This is a genomic window from Pantoea sp. SGAir0180 (genome assembly GCF_043546245.1).
Genome location: NZ_CP028071.1, coordinates 1,091,386 through 1,110,595, shown reverse-complemented (window position 1 = coordinate 1,110,595; position 19,210 = coordinate 1,091,386). Strand labels below are relative to the sequence as shown.

Annotated in this window: 14 protein-coding genes; 6 read left to right on the top strand and 8 right to left on the bottom strand. The window is 58.4% G+C overall.

Translation table 11 applies throughout. From position 1 onward, the window contains the following. Positions 1 to 134 precede the first annotated feature (134 nt). Positions 135 to 1,400: an aromatic ring-hydroxylating oxygenase subunit alpha gene (locus C1N58_RS05230; RefSeq protein WP_394564656.1), complete on the top strand. Its 1,266-nt coding sequence runs from the start codon at positions 135 to 137 to the stop codon at positions 1,398 to 1,400. A 48-nt stretch (positions 1,401 to 1,448) separates the two neighbouring features. Here C1N58_RS05230 and C1N58_RS05225 read toward each other — a convergent pair whose 3' ends face one another. From C1N58_RS05225 to C1N58_RS05190, 8 genes are all read right to left on the bottom strand, one after another. Then, the gene (locus C1N58_RS05225; RefSeq protein ID WP_054633522.1) at positions 1,449 to 2,240 is read right to left on the bottom strand and encodes an electron transfer flavoprotein subunit beta; all 792 of its coding nucleotides are present in this window, start codon (positions 2,238 to 2,240) and stop codon (positions 1,449 to 1,451) included. After that, a complete protein-coding gene (locus C1N58_RS05220; RefSeq protein ID WP_394564655.1) occupies positions 2,230 to 3,468 on the bottom strand; it encodes an electron transfer flavoprotein subunit alpha in 1,239 nt (412 codons plus the stop codon). The genes C1N58_RS05225 and C1N58_RS05220 overlap by 11 nt, the downstream gene beginning before the upstream one ends. Then, positions 3,468 to 5,426, bottom strand: coding sequence for a (Fe-S)-binding protein (locus C1N58_RS05215; protein ID WP_394564654.1), 1,959 nt, complete (start codon positions 5,424 to 5,426; stop codon positions 3,468 to 3,470). Before C1N58_RS05215 ends, C1N58_RS05220 begins: the two co-directional genes overlap by 1 nt. A 65-nt stretch (positions 5,427 to 5,491) precedes the next feature. Further along, the gene (gene dgcA, locus C1N58_RS05210; protein ID WP_039338060.1) at positions 5,492 to 7,555 is read right to left on the bottom strand and encodes a dimethylglycine demethylation protein DgcA; all 2,064 of its coding nucleotides are present in this window, start codon (positions 7,553 to 7,555) and stop codon (positions 5,492 to 5,494) included. A gap of 93 nt (positions 7,556 to 7,648) precedes the next feature. Next, on the bottom strand, positions 7,649 to 8,176 hold the full coding sequence (locus C1N58_RS05205; RefSeq protein WP_394564653.1) for a DUF5943 domain-containing protein: 528 nt from the start codon (positions 8,174 to 8,176) through the stop codon (positions 7,649 to 7,651). 38 nt (positions 8,177 to 8,214) lie between these two features. Further along, the gene (locus C1N58_RS05200) at positions 8,215 to 9,192 is read right to left on the bottom strand and encodes a dipeptidase (RefSeq protein WP_033740378.1); all 978 of its coding nucleotides are present in this window, start codon (positions 9,190 to 9,192) and stop codon (positions 8,215 to 8,217) included. A 209-nt stretch (positions 9,193 to 9,401) separates the two neighbouring features. Then, entirely contained in the window at positions 9,402 to 10,550 is a 1,149-nt protein-coding gene (locus tag C1N58_RS05195) for a choline metabolism transcriptional regulator GbdR (RefSeq protein WP_033740379.1), read from the bottom strand. A gap of 335 nt (positions 10,551 to 10,885) precedes the next feature. Further along, positions 10,886 to 12,262 carry an L-serine ammonia-lyase gene (locus C1N58_RS05190; RefSeq protein ID WP_394564652.1) on the bottom strand — a complete coding sequence of 459 codons (1,377 nt, stop codon included), beginning with the start codon at positions 12,260 to 12,262 and terminating at the stop codon, positions 10,886 to 10,888. 313 nt (positions 12,263 to 12,575) lie between these two features. Here C1N58_RS05190 and glyA point away from each other — a divergent pair, with 313 nt between their 5' ends. The 5 genes from glyA (at position 12,576) to C1N58_RS05165 (ending at position 19,179) form a co-directional block, all read left to right on the top strand. After that, complete coding sequence (gene glyA / locus C1N58_RS05185) at positions 12,576 to 13,841, top strand: serine hydroxymethyltransferase (RefSeq protein WP_058708379.1); 1,266 nt, start codon at positions 12,576 to 12,578, stop codon at positions 13,839 to 13,841. 85 nt (positions 13,842 to 13,926) lie between these two features. Further along, positions 13,927 to 15,180 carry a sarcosine oxidase subunit beta family protein gene (locus C1N58_RS05180; protein WP_033740946.1) on the top strand — a complete coding sequence of 418 codons (1,254 nt, stop codon included), beginning with the start codon at positions 13,927 to 13,929 and terminating at the stop codon, positions 15,178 to 15,180. A gap of 11 nt (positions 15,181 to 15,191) precedes the next feature. Continuing rightward, positions 15,192 to 15,479 carry a sarcosine oxidase subunit delta gene (locus C1N58_RS05175; protein WP_033740381.1) on the top strand — a complete coding sequence of 96 codons (288 nt, stop codon included), beginning with the start codon at positions 15,192 to 15,194 and terminating at the stop codon, positions 15,477 to 15,479. Positions 15,480 to 15,491: 12 nt separating this feature from the next. Continuing rightward, positions 15,492 to 18,512 carry a sarcosine oxidase subunit alpha family protein gene (locus tag C1N58_RS05170; protein WP_394564651.1) on the top strand — a complete coding sequence of 1,007 codons (3,021 nt, stop codon included), beginning with the start codon at positions 15,492 to 15,494 and terminating at the stop codon, positions 18,510 to 18,512. Beyond that, on the top strand, positions 18,505 to 19,179 hold the full coding sequence (locus tag C1N58_RS05165) for a sarcosine oxidase subunit gamma (RefSeq protein ID WP_081011341.1): 675 nt from the start codon (positions 18,505 to 18,507) through the stop codon (positions 19,177 to 19,179). The genes C1N58_RS05170 and C1N58_RS05165 overlap by 8 nt, the downstream gene beginning before the upstream one ends. The last annotated feature ends 31 nt before the right edge of the window (positions 19,180 to 19,210 follow it).

Genomic DNA, 19,210 nt, shown 5'->3' with positions numbered 1-19,210 from the left:
CGTGCAGCATGGACGTCACCCTTAGCCGTTACGCGTGTATCAACGTCTGGCCTGACGGAAAATTTGGGTGGTTGGCATCCTGTTACGCCTGGAAAGGCGCAAAACACTCTCCTTAACCGCGCGGGAAGATCACTATGAGCCATAACGATCTGCTGAATATCACCTGTACAAGCCTTGTCGATGCGAACGACCGCATACGCGATTTGCTCGAAAAGTGTCAGCCCAACTACTCGCTGCCGCAGGCGCTTTATAACGACCCGACTCTGTTTCGCATTGATATGGAGGCGATCTTTCAGAAAGAGTGGCTGTTTGCCGGAATGAGCAGTGAAATCCCGAAAAAAGGGGACTACTTCACCCTTGAGGTGGGTCAGAACCCGGTGTTGGTCTTGCGAGACGCGGAAGGTAACATTAACGCCTTTCATAATACCTGCCGTCATCGCGGCTCCCGACTCTGCTCAAAAGAGCGCGGCAAAGTAGCGAACCTGGTGTGTCCCTATCATCAGTGGACCTACGACCTGAAAGGCAATCTGTTATTTGCCGGCTCGGAAATGAATCAGGCATTCGATATGAAGCAGCACGGGCTGAAAAAGGCGCACTGCAAAACCGCCGGCGGCTTTATTTTTGTCTGTCTGGCTGATGCGCCGCCACAGTCTGACTTTGACGCCTTTCTGGCCACCCTGGACGAATATATGGCGCCCTATGACGTGGAAAACACCAAACTGGCGGCAGAATCGCACATGTACGAAAAAGCGAACTGGAAACTGGTATTGGAGAATAATCGCGAGTGCTATCACTGCGCCGGAAGTCATCCTGAACTGCTGAACAGCCTGCTGGAGTGGGACGATACCAACGATCCGCGCGCGCCGCAGAGCTTCCACGATTACTACAATAAACAGGCCGCACGCTGGGACGAACAGGGGATTCCCCATCGCCACCAGAGCTTTGGCCTGCGTAACCGCATCGTGCGGATGCCGCTGAAAGAGGGCACGAAGGCGATGACCATAGATGGTCGCGAAGGCTGCACCAGACTCATGGGGCGTTTTTTGAGTCACGATCAGGGTTCCATGCGCATCCTGCACCTGCCGAACTCCTGGAACCACATGCAGAGCGATCACTTTATTGTGTTCCGCGTGTTGCCCCTCTCGGCGCAGGAAACGATGGTCACCACCAAATGGTTTGTGCATAAAGACGCGGTGGCGGGTGAAGATTTTGATCCCGAGAAACTGCGTGCCGTCTGGGATGCGACCAATGAGCAGGATCGCGTTCTGGGGGAAGAAAACCAGCGTGGGATTAACTCTGTCGGCTATCAACCGGGCCCTTATTCGGAAACCTATGAGTTCGGCGTGATTAACTTTATCGACTGGTACAGTGAAACCATCCTCAAAAACGTGAAAGACTGATGATATTCCTGCCTGGCGAGGATCAAGCCAGGCAGGATCAGCGTTGCCCTAGCGAATCACCCCCTCCTCCAGCAGCAGATCAAAGACCGCCTGCGCCATTTCCTCTACCGGTTTATTTTGCAAAACCTTTCCGCCGTCGCTCTGTGATTTGGCGGTTGCCGCTTTAAAGCGGTCAGCAGCCGTTTTGGCTTTGATCTTTTTGAGACGCTTCGGCCGTTTGACCGCCGGGGCAATCTGCCATTCCGCTCTTGCCGCATCCCGCACCTCAACGCCCGGCTGCGCCATAATCGTCGCCCGGTTTGCCGGACCAAAGGCGACCTGACGCGGTGCGCAGGCGGCCATGTCGACGCTGGCGATAAACGGCAGCGCAATGCGTAGCAACCGGCGCTGTCCCCGCGGCAGTGCCTGTAATACTTCGGCATCGGTGCCGTTCAGGCTGACGATTTCCGCCACGCCGACCACCACCGGCATCGCCAGCGCTTCCGCCAGCAGAAAAGGCAGCATACCGGACGACTCACCCCGCTCCGACCGGCCGCCGGTCAGGATCACGTCCGGCTGATCCTGACTAAGGTAATCGCTCAATACCGCCACCGCGTCGCCCTGTTCGTCCATGGCGAGCACGCGCAGCGCCTCCACGCCCATTCCGGCATAGCTGCGCAGCGCCGCATCATGCGGATCGCCCGCATGCAGGACTTCCAGGGTGTCCTGCGCCAGCGTCAGCCCAAGCTCTACCGCGCGGGCGTCCTGTTCCGCCCGACGGGCGCGTCCGGATTCCGGATGCCTGCCCACCGACACCAGCGCGGTGATACGGCAGCCGCTGTGTTGCACATTATGCTGCATGATGTAACTCCTCTTTGCGCCAGTCACGCACCCGCCGTGCCAGCGCTGTCAGAACCTCATCACTGTCGGCAATCACGCTGAGCGAGGCGCGGCTGACCATATCACAGCCGGGGTCGGTATTAATGGCAATCACCCGGTCACACTGCGCAATGCCCTGTAAATGCTGTACCGCGCCGGAGATGCCCACCGCCACATAAACCCGTGCCGTTACCCAGGTGCCGGTGGCCCCTACCTGACGGAAACGCGGCATATGACCGCTGTCCACCACGACACGGCTTGCGCCTTCGGTGGCCCCGAGAAGCGCGGCCGTGGCATGAAACTGTTCCCAGTTGCCGATGCCATTGCCTGCCGACAGAATGAATTCCGCTTCGCCCAGCGGCACCGCAGCCGGATCGACCGGTATCAGGCCGCAGTCCTCAATACGTTTTGTCCGGATACTCAATGGCCCGATGCTGACCGGCAAGACCTCATGCCGGGTGTCGTCGATCGGTTCGGCGCACTCCTCCGCCAGCAACATCACGCGCGCAAGCGGACGGGTAATGTCCGCGCTGCCGCCTGCGGCACGGCTGGTGCAGGTTTCCCCGGTTACGCGCCAGACCTGGGTTGCGGGCCGTTCGCCCGTGCGGGCGGCAAACCGGCAGCCAAGTTCGAAGCCGCCCGCGACGCTGTCCGGGAAAAGCCAGAAACGCGGTGCCCACTCTTTTTCAACCGCCATCAGTGCATGAATGCGCTGCTCCGGGCGGTAGCCGGTGTAGTGCTCGCCGCTGAGATGCAGCAGGCGATCCACACCGGCCGTTGCAAAGTCCCCTTCACGATGCTCGCCAAACACCACGGCCATCACCACGCCAGCGCCACCAGCATGCTGGATCAGCTGATGAGCCTGGCCCAGGATATCGCGATCGTGGCGGGTAAGGCGTCCGCCGGACATGTCGAGCACCACGGCCACGCAATAATCGGGCTGCTCCACACGATACAGTGGCCGTTCGACCGGATGATCAGGCCCGGCCAGACGCCGGCTGGCGAGCTGCACGCAGGCATTACCGTTCTCGCGGTCAATGCGCCTGAGGCCAGTCGGGCCGGTAAAGCCTACGACATGTGGGTTTTTGCGCAGCAACCCTGACGGGCCGCGGCTCTCCGGCGGTGGCTGACACCGCTCCGCATGCTCGGGATGCAGGCGGTTGCGGCTGATCCACTCAAGGCGCGGATCGCGACGTATGATCGTTTCCATCAGATAACCTCCACAGCAATTTGGCGGTCGCGGATTTTCGCGGGCAGCGGTTTTTTGGGTTCGTTCAGCGCCTCAGCCACCAGTTCGGCGATGTCTTTTACCGCCGGACGTGGCCCGACAACGCCTTCCAGCATCGCGGTACACTGCTGGCAACCGACAGCGATGAGTTCCGCCCCGGTCTCTCTGGCATCCTCCATGCGCATATCGGCGATACGGCGTTCACCAGGAATATCCGTCACCGGCGCACCGCCTCCGCCACCGCAGCAGCGGGAACGAAAGCCGGATCGGGTCATTTCAGACAGCGTGATCCCCAGCTCCGCCAGCACTTCGCGCGGAGCGGCATATTCACCGTTATAGCGGCCGAGATAACAGGGATCGTGCCAGGTCACCTTGCCGCCCTTGTAATCCTTCAGGTCCAGGAGCTGTGCCTTAACCAGTTCGTTGATGAACGTCGTGTGGTGCAGCACCTCGTAGTCGGGCTGTGTGCCAGCCGGATAGTGTTCGGGATATTCATTCTTCAGACAGTGAAAGGCATGCGGATCGGTGGTGACGATGCGGTTAAAACGATACTGTTGCAGCGTCGCAATGTTGCTTTTCGCCAGGCGCTGGAATGTAGCGTCATCGCCCAGCCGCCGCGCCACGTCGCCGCTGTCCCGTTCTTCATCGCCCAGCACCGCAAAACGCACATTGGCGGCCTTAAGAATATTGACGAAGGCGCGCAGGATACGCTGACTGCGCATATCAAACGCGCCGTCCGATACCCAGAACAGCACGTCGGTCTGTTTCACGTCGCGCATCAGCGGCAGGTTCTGGTCAGCCGCCCAGTGCGTACGGCTGCGCGGATTAAAGCCGTTCGGGTTGTCAGTGAGACTGAGGTTTTCCAGCACTGCCGCGCCCTTGCCTGGTGTTTGCCCCTTTTCCAGCGTCATAAAACGGCGCATATCGACAATGGCATCAACGTGCTCGATCATCATCGGGCACTCCTCAACGCAGGCGCGGCAGGTCGTGCAGGACCATAACGTCTCTTCTTTAATCAGCCCCCCGACGATCGGTTGATGCGGCTGGCCGCAGGCCTCACCGACGGGTACACCGGGATAAGGGCTGCCCGCAAAACGGGCATCGTTGCCGCCTGCCATGCCGATCACCATGTCCTGAATCAGCTTTTTTGGGTTTAGCGGCTGACCCGCCGCAAATGCCGGGCACATTGCTTCGCACTTACCGCACTGGACGCAGGCGTCAAATCCGAGCAGTTGATTCCATTTAAAATCCGCCGGTTTTTCGACGCCCAGTGTCGGCGCATTGAGATCGACGCTTTTGAGTCCGGTTGAACGTCCGCCGCCAAAGCGTTCCGGCCGGCGATGAAAAGCCAGATGCAGTGCGCCCGCAAAGGCATGTTTCATCGGTCCGCCCCAGGCCAGGCCAAACACCATCTCACCCAGTCCCCAGATGATGCCCGCCACCAGAAGCAGCGCCAGCGCCCAGCGTCCGGCCTCGCCAAACCGATCCGAGATCGGCAATGTGGTGATAAAGAAGGTGAACGCAAACACCAGCAGACTTTTCGGCAGCCGCATCCAGGGGCCACGCGAAAGCCGGGCGGGCGGATTGCGGCGGCGATACCAGACAAACAGCGCGCCTGTAAACATGACGACCAGCGCGGCCGCCAGTACGCCATTGACCAGTACGTTGCTGATGCGAAAGAGGTGAACCGCCAGAATCAGTAACATTGACAGGACAAAGCCACCTGCGGTCGCCACATGGGTGCGCGACATGTATTTATCGCGTGCCACGACATGATGCAGATCGACCAGATAGCGCCGTGGCATGGCCAGCAAACCGCTCAGCAGGGCCACCTTTTCAGGTTGCCCGCGCCGCCAGAGCAGCATGCGCCTGACCATACCGATGAGGGCGAGTATCACTGCGCCAAGCAGTAACCAGGGAAGTAACCGATCGAGTACCATGATGTGCCCTTACCAGACAATTTCTGCGATGTGCAGCGCGCGGGCTGCACGTCAACGACGGCGAATTACAGGTCCTTACACAGACGCAGTGCATCGTAAATCGCGGCGTGGGCATTGCGTTGCGACACGCAGTCGCCCAGGCGCCAGAGGATCATGCCACTGCCCGGCTGCGACAACACCGGCTGCGGTTTGATGTCAAACAGCGCCTCTACATCAATCTGCCCGTTGTTGCGCGATTCGGCTTTCAGCGCGTAGTACAGCGCCTCATCAGGACGCGTGCCGTTCTCGACCACGATCTGATCGACCACCCGCTCCTCTTTCTGGCCGGTATACTCATTTTCCAGCACCGCCACCAGCTTCTCGCCTTCGCGATACACTTTCTCCAGCGCCAGATCAGCGGTCATCACGACCGCTTTTTCATACAGGCTGCGATAGTAGGTTGGGAACGTCGTGCCGCCGATGCCAATGCCGGGTTTGATGTCGCCAGTGACCAGTTCGACTAACGCGCCGCGTGCCGCCAGGAAGTCGGCGGCGGACATGCCAGAGAATTCACAGATGGCGTCGTACACCAGTACGTTTTTGCCCGGCTCCACCACGCCGTTGAGAATGTCCCAGCTGGAGACCACCCTTCCGTCGGCTGCGCCCCATTCCGGATTTTGTTCAAGGAAAGGTTGTCCACCCGTAGCGAGGATGCAGACATCCGGATTCAGGTCCCGGATCATCGCCGTATCCGCTGTCGTATCAGTCATAACGTTAACGTTAAGGCGCGCCAGCTCCATCGCTAACCAGCGCGTAATCCCCGCCATCTGGTCGCGCTGCGGCGCTTTGGCGGCAATGGTGATCTGTCCGCCCAGTTCACTGGCGCGCTCGATCAGCGTTACCTTATGACCGCGCTCGGCTGCCACGCGTGCGGCTTCCAGTCCGCCAGGCCCGCCGCCGATGACCACGACGTTGCGCACAGGGCCGTCGGTTTTGGTAATGATATGCGGCAGCCCCATGTACTCGCGCGAGGTGGCCGCGTTCTGAATACACAGCACATCCAGCCCCATATACTGACGGTCGATACAGTAGTTCGCCCCGACGCACTGACGAATCTGGTCTACCTGATTCATTTTGATTTTTGCGATAAGGTGCGGATCGGCGATGTGGGCGCGCGTCATGCCGACAAAGTCCACATAGCCCGCGGCGAGAATGCGCTGTGCCTGATTGGGATCTTTAATATTCTGCGCATGGATCACCGGCACCGAGACCACTTCTTTAATGCCTGCCGCCAGGTGCAGGAACGGCTCGGGCGGATAGCTCATGTTGGGGATCACGTTAGCCAGCGTGTTGTGGGTGTCACAGCCGGAACCGACCACACCGAAATAATCGACCAGGCCGGTTTTATCGTAGTACGCGGCAATCTGGCGCATGTCCTCATGGCTGAGGCCGTCCGGATGGAACTCATCGCCGGTGATGCGCATGCCCACCACAAAGTCCGGCCCCACCGCGTCACGCACGGCAGTCAGGACTTCAAGGCCAAAACGCATCCGTTTTTCAAAGCTGCCACCCCATTCATCCGTGCGCTTATTGACGCGCGGCGACCAGAACTGGTCGATCATATGCTGATGCACGGCCGATAACTCGACACCATCCAGGCCGCCCGCTTTCGCCCGCACCGCCGCTTTGGCGAAATCGCCAATGACGCGCCAGATCTCCTCTTCCTCGATCGTTTTACAGGTGGCGCGGTGCACCGGTTCACGAATACCGGACGGCGACATCAGATTCGGCCAGTTTTCCCCATCCCAGCGTGAACGGCGACCCATATGGCTAATCTGAATCATGATTTTGCCGCCGTGCTGATGCACGGCATCGGCCAGATTCTGAAAGTGCGGAATGATACGATCAGTGCTCAGGTTGACCGAGCTCCACCAGCTCTGCGGACTGTCGATGGACACGACGCTTGAGCCGCCGCAGATACAGAGGCCACATCCTCCCTTCGCTTTCTCTTCATAGTATTTCACGTAGCGATCGGTGGTCATTCCGCCATCCGTGGCGTACACCTCGGCATGGGCCGTGCTGACAATGCGGTTGCGGATAGTCAGTTTATTTATCTTCAATGGCTCAAACAGCAGATCAAACTGTGACATAGCTTCACCTTCACGTAATTCTGATAGCCCGCCGCCAGCCAGCGGTTCCTTCAGGTCATGCGTCTTACGCAGCAGGCTGCGGCGCGTGCGTGTTTAGCGCGGCGAAACGGTGAAGATGCCGTAATCACAGCCCTCTTCCGCCGCACTCTGCGTCTGCACCGCCTGCGTTCTTACGCTGTAGCCCAGGCTTTCGGCGATCTGGTCCATGGCACCGGCAAACCAGCCGGTAAACATGTAGTCCACCTTACGGTTCACTTTGCCGTACTGATACACAAACGCGGAGTGATCGAGCCGGATGCGCGCGGTCCCCTGCTTCAGGTCCAGCGACTCGGTGGTAAAAAAGCCCCAGCCGCGCTGAGAAAGGCGTTTCATGTAGTGTTCAAACACCGCCTCACCCGAAAAACCGTGCAGTTCGGCCTCTTTCTGACACCAGTGCCAGGCGGATTTATAGCCCGCTTTATAGAGGAGCGCGGCATAGCGTTCTGCACCGATTTCCTCTTCGATGCCCATATGGTTATTCACAAAAAAGTGGCGCGGTACGTACAACATCGGTAACGCATCGGTGGTCCAGACGCCGGTTTCATCATCGACGCTGATAGGCATTTCAGGCGCATGTGCCATGGTTTAACCTCACGTGTTCACAGGAATGGGTAACGGATTTACTCGTTCCAGACATTGGCCAGCAGATTGAGCCAGTTTTCGCCCATAAATTTACGCACCTGCTTTTCGGTGAAGCCGTGACGTAACAAGGCGGCGGTTAAATTCGGGAATTCGCCCAAAGTACGAATGCCCTCCGGGTTGATGATCTTGCCGAAGTCCGTTAACTGGCGGGCGTAGCCTTTGTCGTGAGTCAGCCATTCGAAAAATGCCTGGCCATGTCCCTGGGTGAAATCGGTGCCAATGCCGATTTGGTCTTCCCCGACCCGGTTAAAGATGTAGTCGATGGCTTCGACATAATCCTCGATGGTGGAGTGAATACCGTTCTTTAAAAACGGGGTAAACATGGTGACGCCAACAAAGCCGCCGTGATCGGCAATAAACTTCAACTCTTCATCCGATTTATTGCGCGGGTGATCTTTCAGACCTGACGGCAGGCAGTGTGAGTAGCACACCGGTTTTTTCGAGGCGAGGATTACCTCTTTCGAGGTTTGCGCGCCGACGTGCGACAGGTCGCACAGCATGCCGACGCGGTTCATCTCCGCCACGACTTCATGGCCGTAGCCCGAGAGGCCGCCGTCACGCTCATAGCAGCCGGTACCGACCAGGTTCTGCGTGTTATAGGCCATCTGCACCACACCGACACCCAGTTCTTTAAACACCTGGATATAGCCAAGCTGGTCTTCAAACGCATGGGCGTTCTGGAAGCCCAGCAGAATCCCGGTTTTGCCTTCGTCCTTAGCGCGGCGGATATCGCGCGTCGTGGTGACTTTGGTGACCAGATCGGCGTTTTGCGCAATCAGGTGATTCATCTCGACGATGTTATTCACCGTGCTCTGGAAGCCCTCCCACACGGATACCGTGCAGTTGGCCGCGGTGAGTCCGCCGCGACGCATATCTTCAAACAGCGCTCTGTCCCACTTCGCAATGACCAACCCATCAATGACAATCGCAGAATCATGCAATTCAGTCGCGTTCATATCTTCCTCTCTGGTTTACGTCATAACCGGATGCGGCCTGATGAAAACAGAATAGGGTTTACGCGCGGGCAGAATTGTTCTGAAAACGTCACTTGCCTGACCGCTGGCGCAGTTCAGGGCACAGAAAAACGGCAATATGTTGCGGGACCCGAAGCAAAAAACAGCCCCGAAAGGCTGTTTTTTGCTGACGCAGTGGGGTAAGACAGGCGTCAGAGATTGCCCGGCAGCGTGACGGAGCCAAAGGTGGGTTCAAACCGCGCTTCGTTCAGAATACGCAGGGAGGTGGAGACGGTGCTTTCCTGCTGCCAGTTAGTCAGCCCGGGCAGGTCGGCCATGAAAAACTGCGTCAGCGTTTTGCCGCTTCCCTGGCTGTGAACGCCGCGCCGCTCTTCACGCGGCGGCACGCCAAGGTGTTCGCGATAGCATTTACTGAAGTGCGGCGTGGAAACAAAACCGCAGGCCAGCGCAATTTCAATAATCGACATGGAGGTTTGTTTTAATAACTGACGGGCGCGGAACAGACGCAGCTTTAAGTAGTAACGTGAGGGCGAACAGTGCAGATATTTCTGGAACAGCCGTTCAAGCTGTCGCCGGGACAGGCCCACGTATCCGGCCAGTTCATCCAGATCGATGGCCTCTTCGATATTGGCCTCCATCAGGGAAACGGCTTCGACCAGGCTGGGCTGGGCGGTGCCGAGTACATGGCGCAGGGGAATACGCTGGTAGTCGGACTCGTTGCGGACCCGGTCGCAGATAAACATCTCTGAAATGGCGGCGGTGAGCTGATGGCCAAAATGCCGTTGAATCATCGTCAGCATCATATCCATCGGTACAGTACCGCCACTGCTGGTCATGCGATCCTGCTCAATCACAAACAGCTGATTGGTGCAGATCACGCGGGGATAGGCTTCCTGCATGGAGGCTATGCATTCCCAGTGGGCGCTGCAGTGATAGCCATCCAGCAGCCCCGCTTCCGCCAGCAGGTACGGGCCGGTACAGATGCCACCAATCAGGATCTTACGGCGCGCCAGACTTTGCAGCCAGCCAATCTGTCGACTGGAATAGCTGCGGGTAATGTTGACACCGCCGACCACAATCAGGACATCCAGTGCCGGCACGTTCGCCATCGAATGGTCGGGTGTAATGGCAATCCCGTCACTGGCGACAACGGGCGCGCCCTCTTCACTGACGGTATACCAGCTGTACAGCTCCTTGCCGCTCAGCTGGTTCGCCATGCGTAAGGGTTCAACGGCGGTTGCCAGCGCGATCATGGTGAAGTTATTCACCAGCAAAAAGCCTACGCTGCGCGTTTTATTTTCAGTAGAGGAACGTTTATGAATTGCGTCTGTATCGAACATGTGCGCTGACCTCTATTAGGCTTAACAGGAACATCACCCAGGGGTATTTCACCCAACTGCTTTCCAACACCTATAGAGTAAGCAACAGCCATGCCATTCGTCACCAGGTCACACGACGCAAAAATGACACACAGTTAACATAAGCGAAACAAATGTTTGTTCAGCTTCACAGATTTGATCATTGCAGCCCTTTCAACGCAGGCAGGCTTCATAACGGTGCACCCGCTGAACCGTTTTAGTCATATGACGGTTTTATTGCACTGTTTTGTGACGTGTTTTTCTGGCTGTTTTTTATTCGAACCCATAAGCGTAAGTAACCAAAAACCAACACATCGTTAACATTCAATCGCGTTGACCGCCAGCCCGCCGCGCGAGGTTTCCTTGTATTTATCCTGCATATCCCGTCCGGTGTCGCGCATGGTGCGAATCACTTTATCCAGCGAAATAAAGTGCTGACCGTCGCCGCGCAGCGCCATCTGTGCCGCGTTTATCGCTTTCATTGCCGCAATGGCATTGCGTTCGATGCACGGCACCTGCACCAGTCCGCCAACCGGATCACAGGTCAGACCGAGATTATGCTCCAGCGCAATCTCGGCGGCATTTTCGACCTGCTCGGGCGTGCCACCCAGCACCTCGGTCAGGCCGGCTGCTGCCATAGCAGAGGCGGACCCCACCTCACCCTGGCAGCCGACTTCGGCCCCCGAAATGGAAGCATTTTTCTTGCACAGTGCGCCGATCGCCGCCGCCGCGAGCAGAAAATCGACCACATCGTCTTCGCGCGCCTGGGGTTCAAACTTCATGTAGTACATCAGTACCGCCGGGATAATACCTGCCGCCCCGTTCGTGGGCGCGGTAACCATACGCCCGCCTGCCGCATTTTCCTCATTGACCGCCAGCGCATAGAGGTTGATCCAGTCCATCGCCGACAGGGTTGAACTGATCACATTTTCCGCTGAGGCGCGGCACAGCGATCGGTAGAGCATGGGCGCTCGTCGGCGCACGTTAAGCCCTCCCGGCAGGATGCCTTCATTTTCCAGACCATTGGCAATGCACTGCTGCATCACCTGCCAGATCTGCGCCAGACCGGTCCGAATCCCGGCCTCCGTGCGCCAGACTTTTTCATTCTCCAGCATCAGTGCACTGATGCGTAACTGCCGGTCCGCACAGTGTGCCAGCAAAGCGGCGCCGCTGTTAAAGTCGTAGGGCAGCGTGCACTGTGGCACCAGATGTGCCGACGCCAGCGCCTCATCCTCATCCAGCACAAATCCGCCCCCAATGGAGTAATACACGGTCGAACGGCTTTGCCCGTTGCGGTAAAACGCGCTCAGGCGCATCGCGTTCGGATGGTAAGCAAGCACATCATCGACAAACAGCAGGTCCTCATGGCTGTCGAACGCAATGTTTTCTCCCCAGGGCAGCGTGAGGGAGCCGGTTTCATCAATCGCCTGTATCGTGCTGTTGATCGTAGCGGGATCGACGGTATCGGGTGAGGTGCCCATCAGCCCCATCAGTACCGCTTTATCCGTACTGTGCCCGCGCCCGGTGGCGCTGAGCGAACCAAACAGTTCGACTTTGATGCGGTAAATCATCCCACGATCCTCACGATGACCGAGCGGTTCGACAAAGCGTTGTGCCGCGCGCATAGGGCCAACGGTATGTGAACTGGAGGGACCAATTCCGACTTTGAACAGATCGAAGACACTGATACTCATGTTGCGCTCCCGGGCTTATGCCTGCCGTTGAGTGAATGACAGCCGCATTATCTGCGCGGATGAAAAACAAGAGATGCCGGATAACGACGTATTTGGCGATGAATTCGCCATGTTTTGCCCTTTCTGCCGTTCCTCACCGTTCAATGTGTCCGCCTTGCGTGGGTATGTCGCAAATTGACATCGCCGGGGCGCTACCAAACATTCCGGCATCGGTGACGCTGGTTATTATCCCTCCCACATTCACTCTACCGCTGCCCTGAACGGTTCAGGCCCAAAGCAGGCGCTGCGTGGTTATCCGGGCAAGGAGAAAAGCATGTTTGCGAAGCGCGACGATATTCAAAGCTTTGACAGTGAACTGTGGCAGGCCATTGAACAGGAAGCGGTGCGTCAGGAAGAGCATATTGAGCTTATCGCCTCCGAGAATTACACCAGCCCGCGCGTGATGCAGGCTCAGGGTACGGTACTGACCAATAAATATGCAGAAGGCTATCCGGGGAAGCGCTACTACGGCGGCTGTGAATATGTCGACGTAGTCGAAAAACTGGCAACAGAACGTGCCTGTGCGCTGTTTGGTGCCGATTACGCTAACGTGCAGCCCCATTCGGGTTCGCAGGCGAATGCGGCGGTCTATATGGCGTTGTGCCAGCCGGGCGACACCATTCTGGGCATGAGCCTGGCGCACGGCGGTCATCTGACGCACGGCGCCCATGTCAGCTTCTCCGGCAAAATTTACCGGGCCGTGCAGTACGGCCTGAATGAAGCCAGCGGCGAAATTGATTATGAACAGGTCGAAGCGCTGGCGCTGGAACATCGGCCGAAAATGATCGTCGCCGGTTTCTCGGCCTACTCACGCGTCGTGGACTGGGCGCGCTTCCGCGCCATTGCCGATAAGGTCGGTGCCTGGCTGTTTGTCGACATGGCGCATGTGGCAGGCCTGGTCGCGGCGGGCCTTTATCCCACTCCACTGCCCTATGCCGATGTGGTCACTACCACCACGCATAAAACCCTGCGCGGTCCGCGCGGCGGCCTGATTCTGGCAAAAGCCAACCCCGAGCTGGAGAAAAAGCTCAACGCCGCCGTGTTTCCGGGCGGCCAGGGCGGTCCGCTGATGCATGTGATCGCCGCCAAAGCCGTCGCCTTTAAAGAGGCCATGCAGCCTGACTATAACGACTACCAGCGTCGCGTGGTCAACAATGCCCGCGCGATGGCCGACGTGTTTATGACGCGTGGCTACGATGTGGTCTCAGGCGGCACCGACAACCACCTGTTTTTACTCAGCCTGATTAAACAGGGGCTGACCGGTAAAGCGGCCGATGCGGCGCTGGGACGCGCCAACATTACCGTCAACAAAAATGCCGTTCCCGGCGATCCACAATCCCCGTTTGTGACCTCCGGTCTGCGCATTGGCGCGCCGGTTGTTACCACGCGCGGCTTCAGCGAAGCGCACTGTCGCATGCTGGCCGGCTGGATTGCCGACATCCTGGATGTGATGAACAACGCCGACATGCTGGAGACGAAGATTGCTCAGGTGAAGCAGCAGGTGCTGTCCCTGTGCGCGGACTTCCCGGTTTACCGTTAGGCCAGGCGGCCACCGGCTTCGGTCGGCGGCGCGGTTTTATCGTCTGTCAATTCGCCCACGCGCGAGAGTTACTGGAGTAGAAATGATGCAACGCTATTCAGGATTTGGCCTGCTCAGGCACAGTCTGAGCTATCACGAGAACTGGCAGAAAGTCTGGCGCAACCCCACCCCGCAGAAACGCTACGACGTTATTATCATCGGCGGCGGGGGGCACGGTCTGGCTACCGCCTACTATCTGGCGAAAGAGCACGGCATCACCAACGTGGCGGTGCTGGAAAAAGGCCATCTTGGCGGCGGCAACATCTGCCGTAACACCACGATTGTGCGCTCCAACTACCTGTGGGATGAATCCGCAGCGCTGTATGAGCACGCCATGAAATTATGGGAAGGCCTGTCACAAGAGCTGAACTACAACCAGATGTTCTCTCAGCGTGGGGTTTATCACACCTGCCATACGTTGCAGGACCTGCGCACCAATGAACGACTGGCGAATGCCAATCGCCTGCAGGGCATCGACAACGAGATGGTTTACGGCGACCAGTTACAGAAAGAGATCCCCGCACTGGACTGCAGCAAAGATGCGCGCTATCCGGTACTGGGCGCGTCGGTACAGCGGCGCGGGGGCAATGCCCGTCACGATGCGGTGGCCTGGGGTTATGCCCGTGCGGCGGACAGCCTGGGCGTCGATCTGATTCAGAACTGCGAGGTCATTGATATGGAAATCAGTGACGGCAAAATCACCGGCGTCAAAACCCGCCACCACGGCGTAATTAAAGCGGATCGGGTGGGGTGCGTCACCGCCGGTAACTCTGGCGTGATGGCCAAAATGGCCGGCTTTGAGCTGCCGGTTGAATCCCATCCGCTTCAGGCGCTGGTCTCCGAGCCGATCAAGCCCTTCCTGGATACCGTCGTCATGTCCAACCATGTGCATGGCTATATGAGTCAGTCAGATAAAGGTGATCTGGTCATCGGCGCAGGTATTGATGGCTGGGTCGGCTATGGTCAGCGCGGCTCCTACAGCGTCATCGAACACACCATTCAGGCCATTGTTGAGCTGTTTCCGTGCACCAGCCGTGTCCGCATGAACCGTCAGTGGGGCGGCATTGTCGACACCTGCCCGGATGCCAGCCCGATTCTCTCGTCCACCCCGGTGCGCAACCTGTTCTTTAACTGCGGCTGGGGCACCGGTGGCTTTAAGGCTACGCCTGGCTCCGGCAACCTGTTTGCCCATCAGTTAGCGCACGGCACGCCGCACCCGATTGCCGAACCCTTCGCCCTGTCCCGGTTTTATACCGGTGCGCTGGTCGATGAACATGGCGCCGCAGGCGTAGCCCACTAAGGAGTGACAACATGCTGCACATTTACTGTCCTCACTGTGGTGAGTATCGCGAAGAAGAAGAGTTTCATCCCCGTGGCCAGGCGCATATCGCGCGGCCTGCTAACCCGGATCAGTGCAGTGATGAAGCGTGGGGAACCTTTCTCTATTTCCGTAAAAACCCGCGCGGATTACATCACGAACTTTGGGTGCACAGCGCGGGATGCCGCAAATTCTTTAATCTGGTACGTGATACCCAGACCTATGAGATCAAACAGGTTTACACACTCAACGAACAGCCTGAATCCCGTGAACACGCGTAAGGAGCGGAGCGCATGAGCCAGAAGAATCGCCTGCCGTCCGGCGGCAGAATTAACCGTTCCAGTACGCTGACTTTTACGTGGAATGGCAAGCCGTATCAGGGCTATGAAGGCGATACCGTCGCCTCCGCCCTGCTCGCCAACGGCATTGATATTGTCGGTCGCAGTTTTAAATACAGCCGTCCACGCGGCATTGTCGCCGCCGGCGCTGAAGAGCCGAACGCAGTGCTGCAGCTTGGCGCGACAGAAGCCACGCAGGTGCCAAACGTGCGCGCTACCCAGCAGGCCCTTTATGACGGCCTGGTCTGTTCGGCCACCAACGGCTGGCCGTCTGTCGAATCCGACCTGATGAGTCTGGTAGGCAACCTTGGCGGCAAAGTGATGCCGCCGGGGTTTTACTACAAAACCTTTATGTATCCGCAATCGATGTGGCCGACCTATGAGAAATTCATCCGCAAAGCCGCCGGTCTGGGTCGCGCGCCACGCGAGAAAGATCCCGATATCTATGACGCCATGAACCAGCATTGCGATCTCATGGTTGTGGGCGGCGGGCCTGCGGGCCTGATGGCGGCACTCGCCGCCGGTCGCAGCGGCGCCCGCGTCATCCTGGCGGATGAGCAGGATGAATTCGGTGGCCATCTGCTTGCCAGCCGGGAACTGATTGACGGCAAACCGGCAATGGAATGGGTCAACAAGGTGGTGGCGGAACTGGCGACGATGCCGGAGGTGACGCTGCTGACGCGCGCCACGGTGAATGGCTATCACGACCATAACTTTCTTACCGTTAACGAGAACCGAACCGACTACAAAGGCGATCGCGCTGCGGCGGCCCAGGTTCGCCAGCGTATGCACCGCGTCCGGGCACACTGGGTTGTGCTGGCCACCGGTGCCCAGGAGCGACCGCTGGTGTTTAGCCATAACGATGTACCGGGCTGCATGATCCCTTCTGCCATCTCCACCTACATCAACCGCTATGGCGTGGTGCCCGGGCACCAGCTGGTGCTGATGACCACCAATGACAGCGCTTACCGAACCGCGCTCGACTGGGCTGATGCGGGACGCGAGGTGGTCGCCGTGGTAGATACCCGAACCGTGACCAAAGGTGAACTGGCCGCCGCTGTTCGTGGCCGCGGTATTCGAATCATCACCGGCAGTGCCGTTATTGAAGTAAAGGGCAAAAAGCGCGTCAGCGGCGTCACGATTGCCGCCCTGGATAAAAAAGGTGAGGCGATCGCCGGCAAGCCCTTTTCCCTCACCTGCGACACCGTAGCCAGCTCTGGGGGCTGGAGCCCGGTCATTCATCTGGCGGGCCATACCGGCAGCCGTCCGGTCTGGAACACGGAAGTGACGGGTTTCCTGCCCGGGCCGACACATCAGAAGCAGTTGACGGCAGGCGGCATCAACGGGCGCTATGCGCTTGATAACGTGCTGCAGGAAGGCATCAATGCCGGACAGGACGCTGCGCTGAAGCTGGGCCTGACGCCGGTCGAGGTCGCCCTCCCCGACGTGAAAAAGTGGCTGGAACATCCGCCCGCCGCCCTGTTCCATATTCCGCACATCAAACCGATCAGCCGCGCACCCAAGCAGTTTGTGGATTTGCAGAATGACGTTACGGCCGCCGGTATCGCTCTGGCAACGCGGGAAGGGTTTGAAGCGATTGAGCACATTAAACGCTATACGGCAATGGGGTTTGGTACCGATCAGGGAAAGCTGGGCAACATCAACGGCATGGCGATTGCCGCCAAAGTGATGGGCAAGAGCATCCCCGAGACCGGGACCACGGTATTTCGTCCGAACTATACGCCGATCGCCTTTGGCGCTATCGCGGGGCGTAACTGTGGTGAACTATTTGAACCCAAACGCTTCACCGCCATGCACCCGTGGCATGTCAGGCAAGGTGCGATGTTCGAGGATGTCGGCCAGTGGAAGCGCCCCTGGTACTACCCGCGTGCCGGCGAAACGATGCAACAGACGCTGGATCGCGAATGTCGTGCGGTGCGCAATGGCGTGGGCATTCTGGATGCGTCCACGCTGGGCAAAATTGATATTCAGGGCAAAGATGCCCGTGAGTTTATCAGCCGTGTTTATACCAACGCCTGGGCCAAACTGGGCGTCGGCAAATGCCGTTACGGTCTGATGTGCGGCGAAAGCGGCATGGTATTCGACGATGGCGTGACGTCATGCCTGGCGGAAAACCACTTCCTGATGACCACCACCACCGGCGGCGCGGCACACGTCATGGAATGGCTGGAGCTGTACCATCAGACCGAATGGCCGGAGCTGGAAGTGTTCTTTACCAGCGTGACCGATCACTGGGCCACGATGACCGTATCCGGCCCCGACAGCCGCAATTTACTGGCTGAACTGTGCAGCGACGTCTCGCTGGACAAAGAGACCTTTAAGTTTATGGACTGGCAGGAAGGCAAGGTAGCGGGCGTACCGGCACGACTCTTCCGTATCTCCTTTACCGGTGAGCTGTCGTTTGAGATCAACGTACAGGCCAATTACGGCCTGTACGTCTGGGAGAAACTCTTTGCGCACGGCGCAAAATACGATCTGACGCCTTACGGCACCGAAACCATGCATATCCTGCGCGCCGAGAAGGGATTCATCATTGCCGGTCAGGACACCGACGGCTCGGTGACGCCGCACGATCTCAATATGAGCTGGTGCGTCGCGGACACAAAACCGTTCAGCTATATCGGCAAACGCGGCATGGCGCGGGCTGACTGCGTACGTGACCAGCGCAAACAGCTGGTCGGGCTGAAAACACGCGATCCTATGATCGTCTTGCCGGAAGGCGCACAGGCGGTGGCCGATCCTGCTCAGCCTGTCCCGATGGATATCCTGGGCCACATCAGCTCCAGCTACTGGAGCGCTAACCTGAATCGCAGCATCGCCATGGGCTTTATCAAAGGCGGGCTGTCTCGCATGGGCGAAACCGTATTCTACCCGCTGGCCGATGGCCGGGTGGTCGAAGCGGAAATCTGCAGCACGGTCTTTATCGATCCGAAAGGAGAACGTCAACATGTCTGAAACCCTCTTACCTGAAACCAAACCGGCAAAGACTGTCAGACAGGTGGCGGTCATGGATCAGTGTGCGCCTGCGCAGGTACGCGCCGAATCCCCTCTGCATCACGCCGGGCTGGACAAGCTGGCGGCCAGCCATGCGCAGCCCGGTGGCGTTCAGCTGCGCGAACAGGCGCTGCTGGGCCATCTGGTGCTGCGCGGTTCACAGCAGAACCGGAGTTTTATGCGGGGTTGCCTGACGGTGCTGGGTGTAGCGCTGCCCACCGTCCCCCTTACCTCCTGTGAAGAGGGCGACATTTCTGTGCGCTGGCTGAGTCCCGACGAGTGGCTGGTGGTTCTGCCAATGGATCAGCTGTTTCCGGTGGAAAAAGCGTTGCGCGCAGAGATTGACGGTCACTACTCCGTGGTCAACGTCAGCGGCGGACAGACGATACTGACGCTCTCCGGCAAACATGCCATTGATGTGCTGAAGAAAAGCACGGTGTTGGATCTCCATCCCCGTGCGTTCCCGGTGGGCAAAGTCGCAGGTTCGGTATTTGCCAAAAGCAGCGCACTGATCCGCCGGACCGGCGAAGACCGCTGGGAACTGGTCGTCCGTCGTAGCTTCGCCGACTACATCTGGCTGTGGTTACAGGATGCCAGTCGTGAATATGGCCTGACCATTACGAAGTAATGCCCTGTTGTGCCGGCCGGACGCGTTTCCG

Bases quoted from the DNA above. Each gene is read 5' to 3' on its own strand.
- C1N58_RS05195 (WP_033740379.1), bottom strand. From the start codon at position 10,550: ATGTTCGATACAGACGCAATTCATAAACGTTCCTCTACTGAAAATAAA.
- C1N58_RS05200 (WP_033740378.1), bottom strand. From the start codon at position 9,192: ATGAACGCGACTGAATTGCATGATTCTGCGATTGTCATTGATGGGTTG.
- C1N58_RS05190 (WP_394564652.1), bottom strand. From the start codon at position 12,262: ATGAGTATCAGTGTCTTCGATCTGTTCAAAGTCGGAATTGGTCCCTCC.
- C1N58_RS05230 (WP_394564656.1), top strand. From the start codon at position 135: ATGAGCCATAACGATCTGCTGAATATCACCTGTACAAGCCTTGTCGAT.
- C1N58_RS05220 (WP_394564655.1), bottom strand. From the start codon at position 3,468: ATGGAAACGATCATACGTCGCGATCCGCGCCTTGAGTGGATCAGCCGC.
- C1N58_RS05170 (WP_394564651.1), top strand. From the start codon at position 15,492: ATGAGCCAGAAGAATCGCCTGCCGTCCGGCGGCAGAATTAACCGTTCC.
- C1N58_RS05215 (WP_394564654.1), bottom strand. From the start codon at position 5,426: ATGGTACTCGATCGGTTACTTCCCTGGTTACTGCTTGGCGCAGTGATA.
- C1N58_RS05205 (WP_394564653.1), bottom strand. From the start codon at position 8,176: ATGGCACATGCGCCTGAAATGCCTATCAGCGTCGATGATGAAACCGGC.
- C1N58_RS05225 (WP_054633522.1), bottom strand. From the start codon at position 2,240: ATGCAGCATAATGTGCAACACAGCGGCTGCCGTATCACCGCGCTGGTG.
- glyA (WP_058708379.1), top strand. From the start codon at position 12,576: ATGTTTGCGAAGCGCGACGATATTCAAAGCTTTGACAGTGAACTGTGG.
- C1N58_RS05180 (WP_033740946.1), top strand. From the start codon at position 13,927: ATGCAACGCTATTCAGGATTTGGCCTGCTCAGGCACAGTCTGAGCTAT.
- dgcA (WP_039338060.1), bottom strand. From the start codon at position 7,555: ATGTCACAGTTTGATCTGCTGTTTGAGCCATTGAAGATAAATAAACTG.
- C1N58_RS05165 (WP_081011341.1), top strand. From the start codon at position 18,505: ATGTCTGAAACCCTCTTACCTGAAACCAAACCGGCAAAGACTGTCAGA.
- C1N58_RS05175 (WP_033740381.1), top strand. From the start codon at position 15,192: ATGCTGCACATTTACTGTCCTCACTGTGGTGAGTATCGCGAAGAAGAA.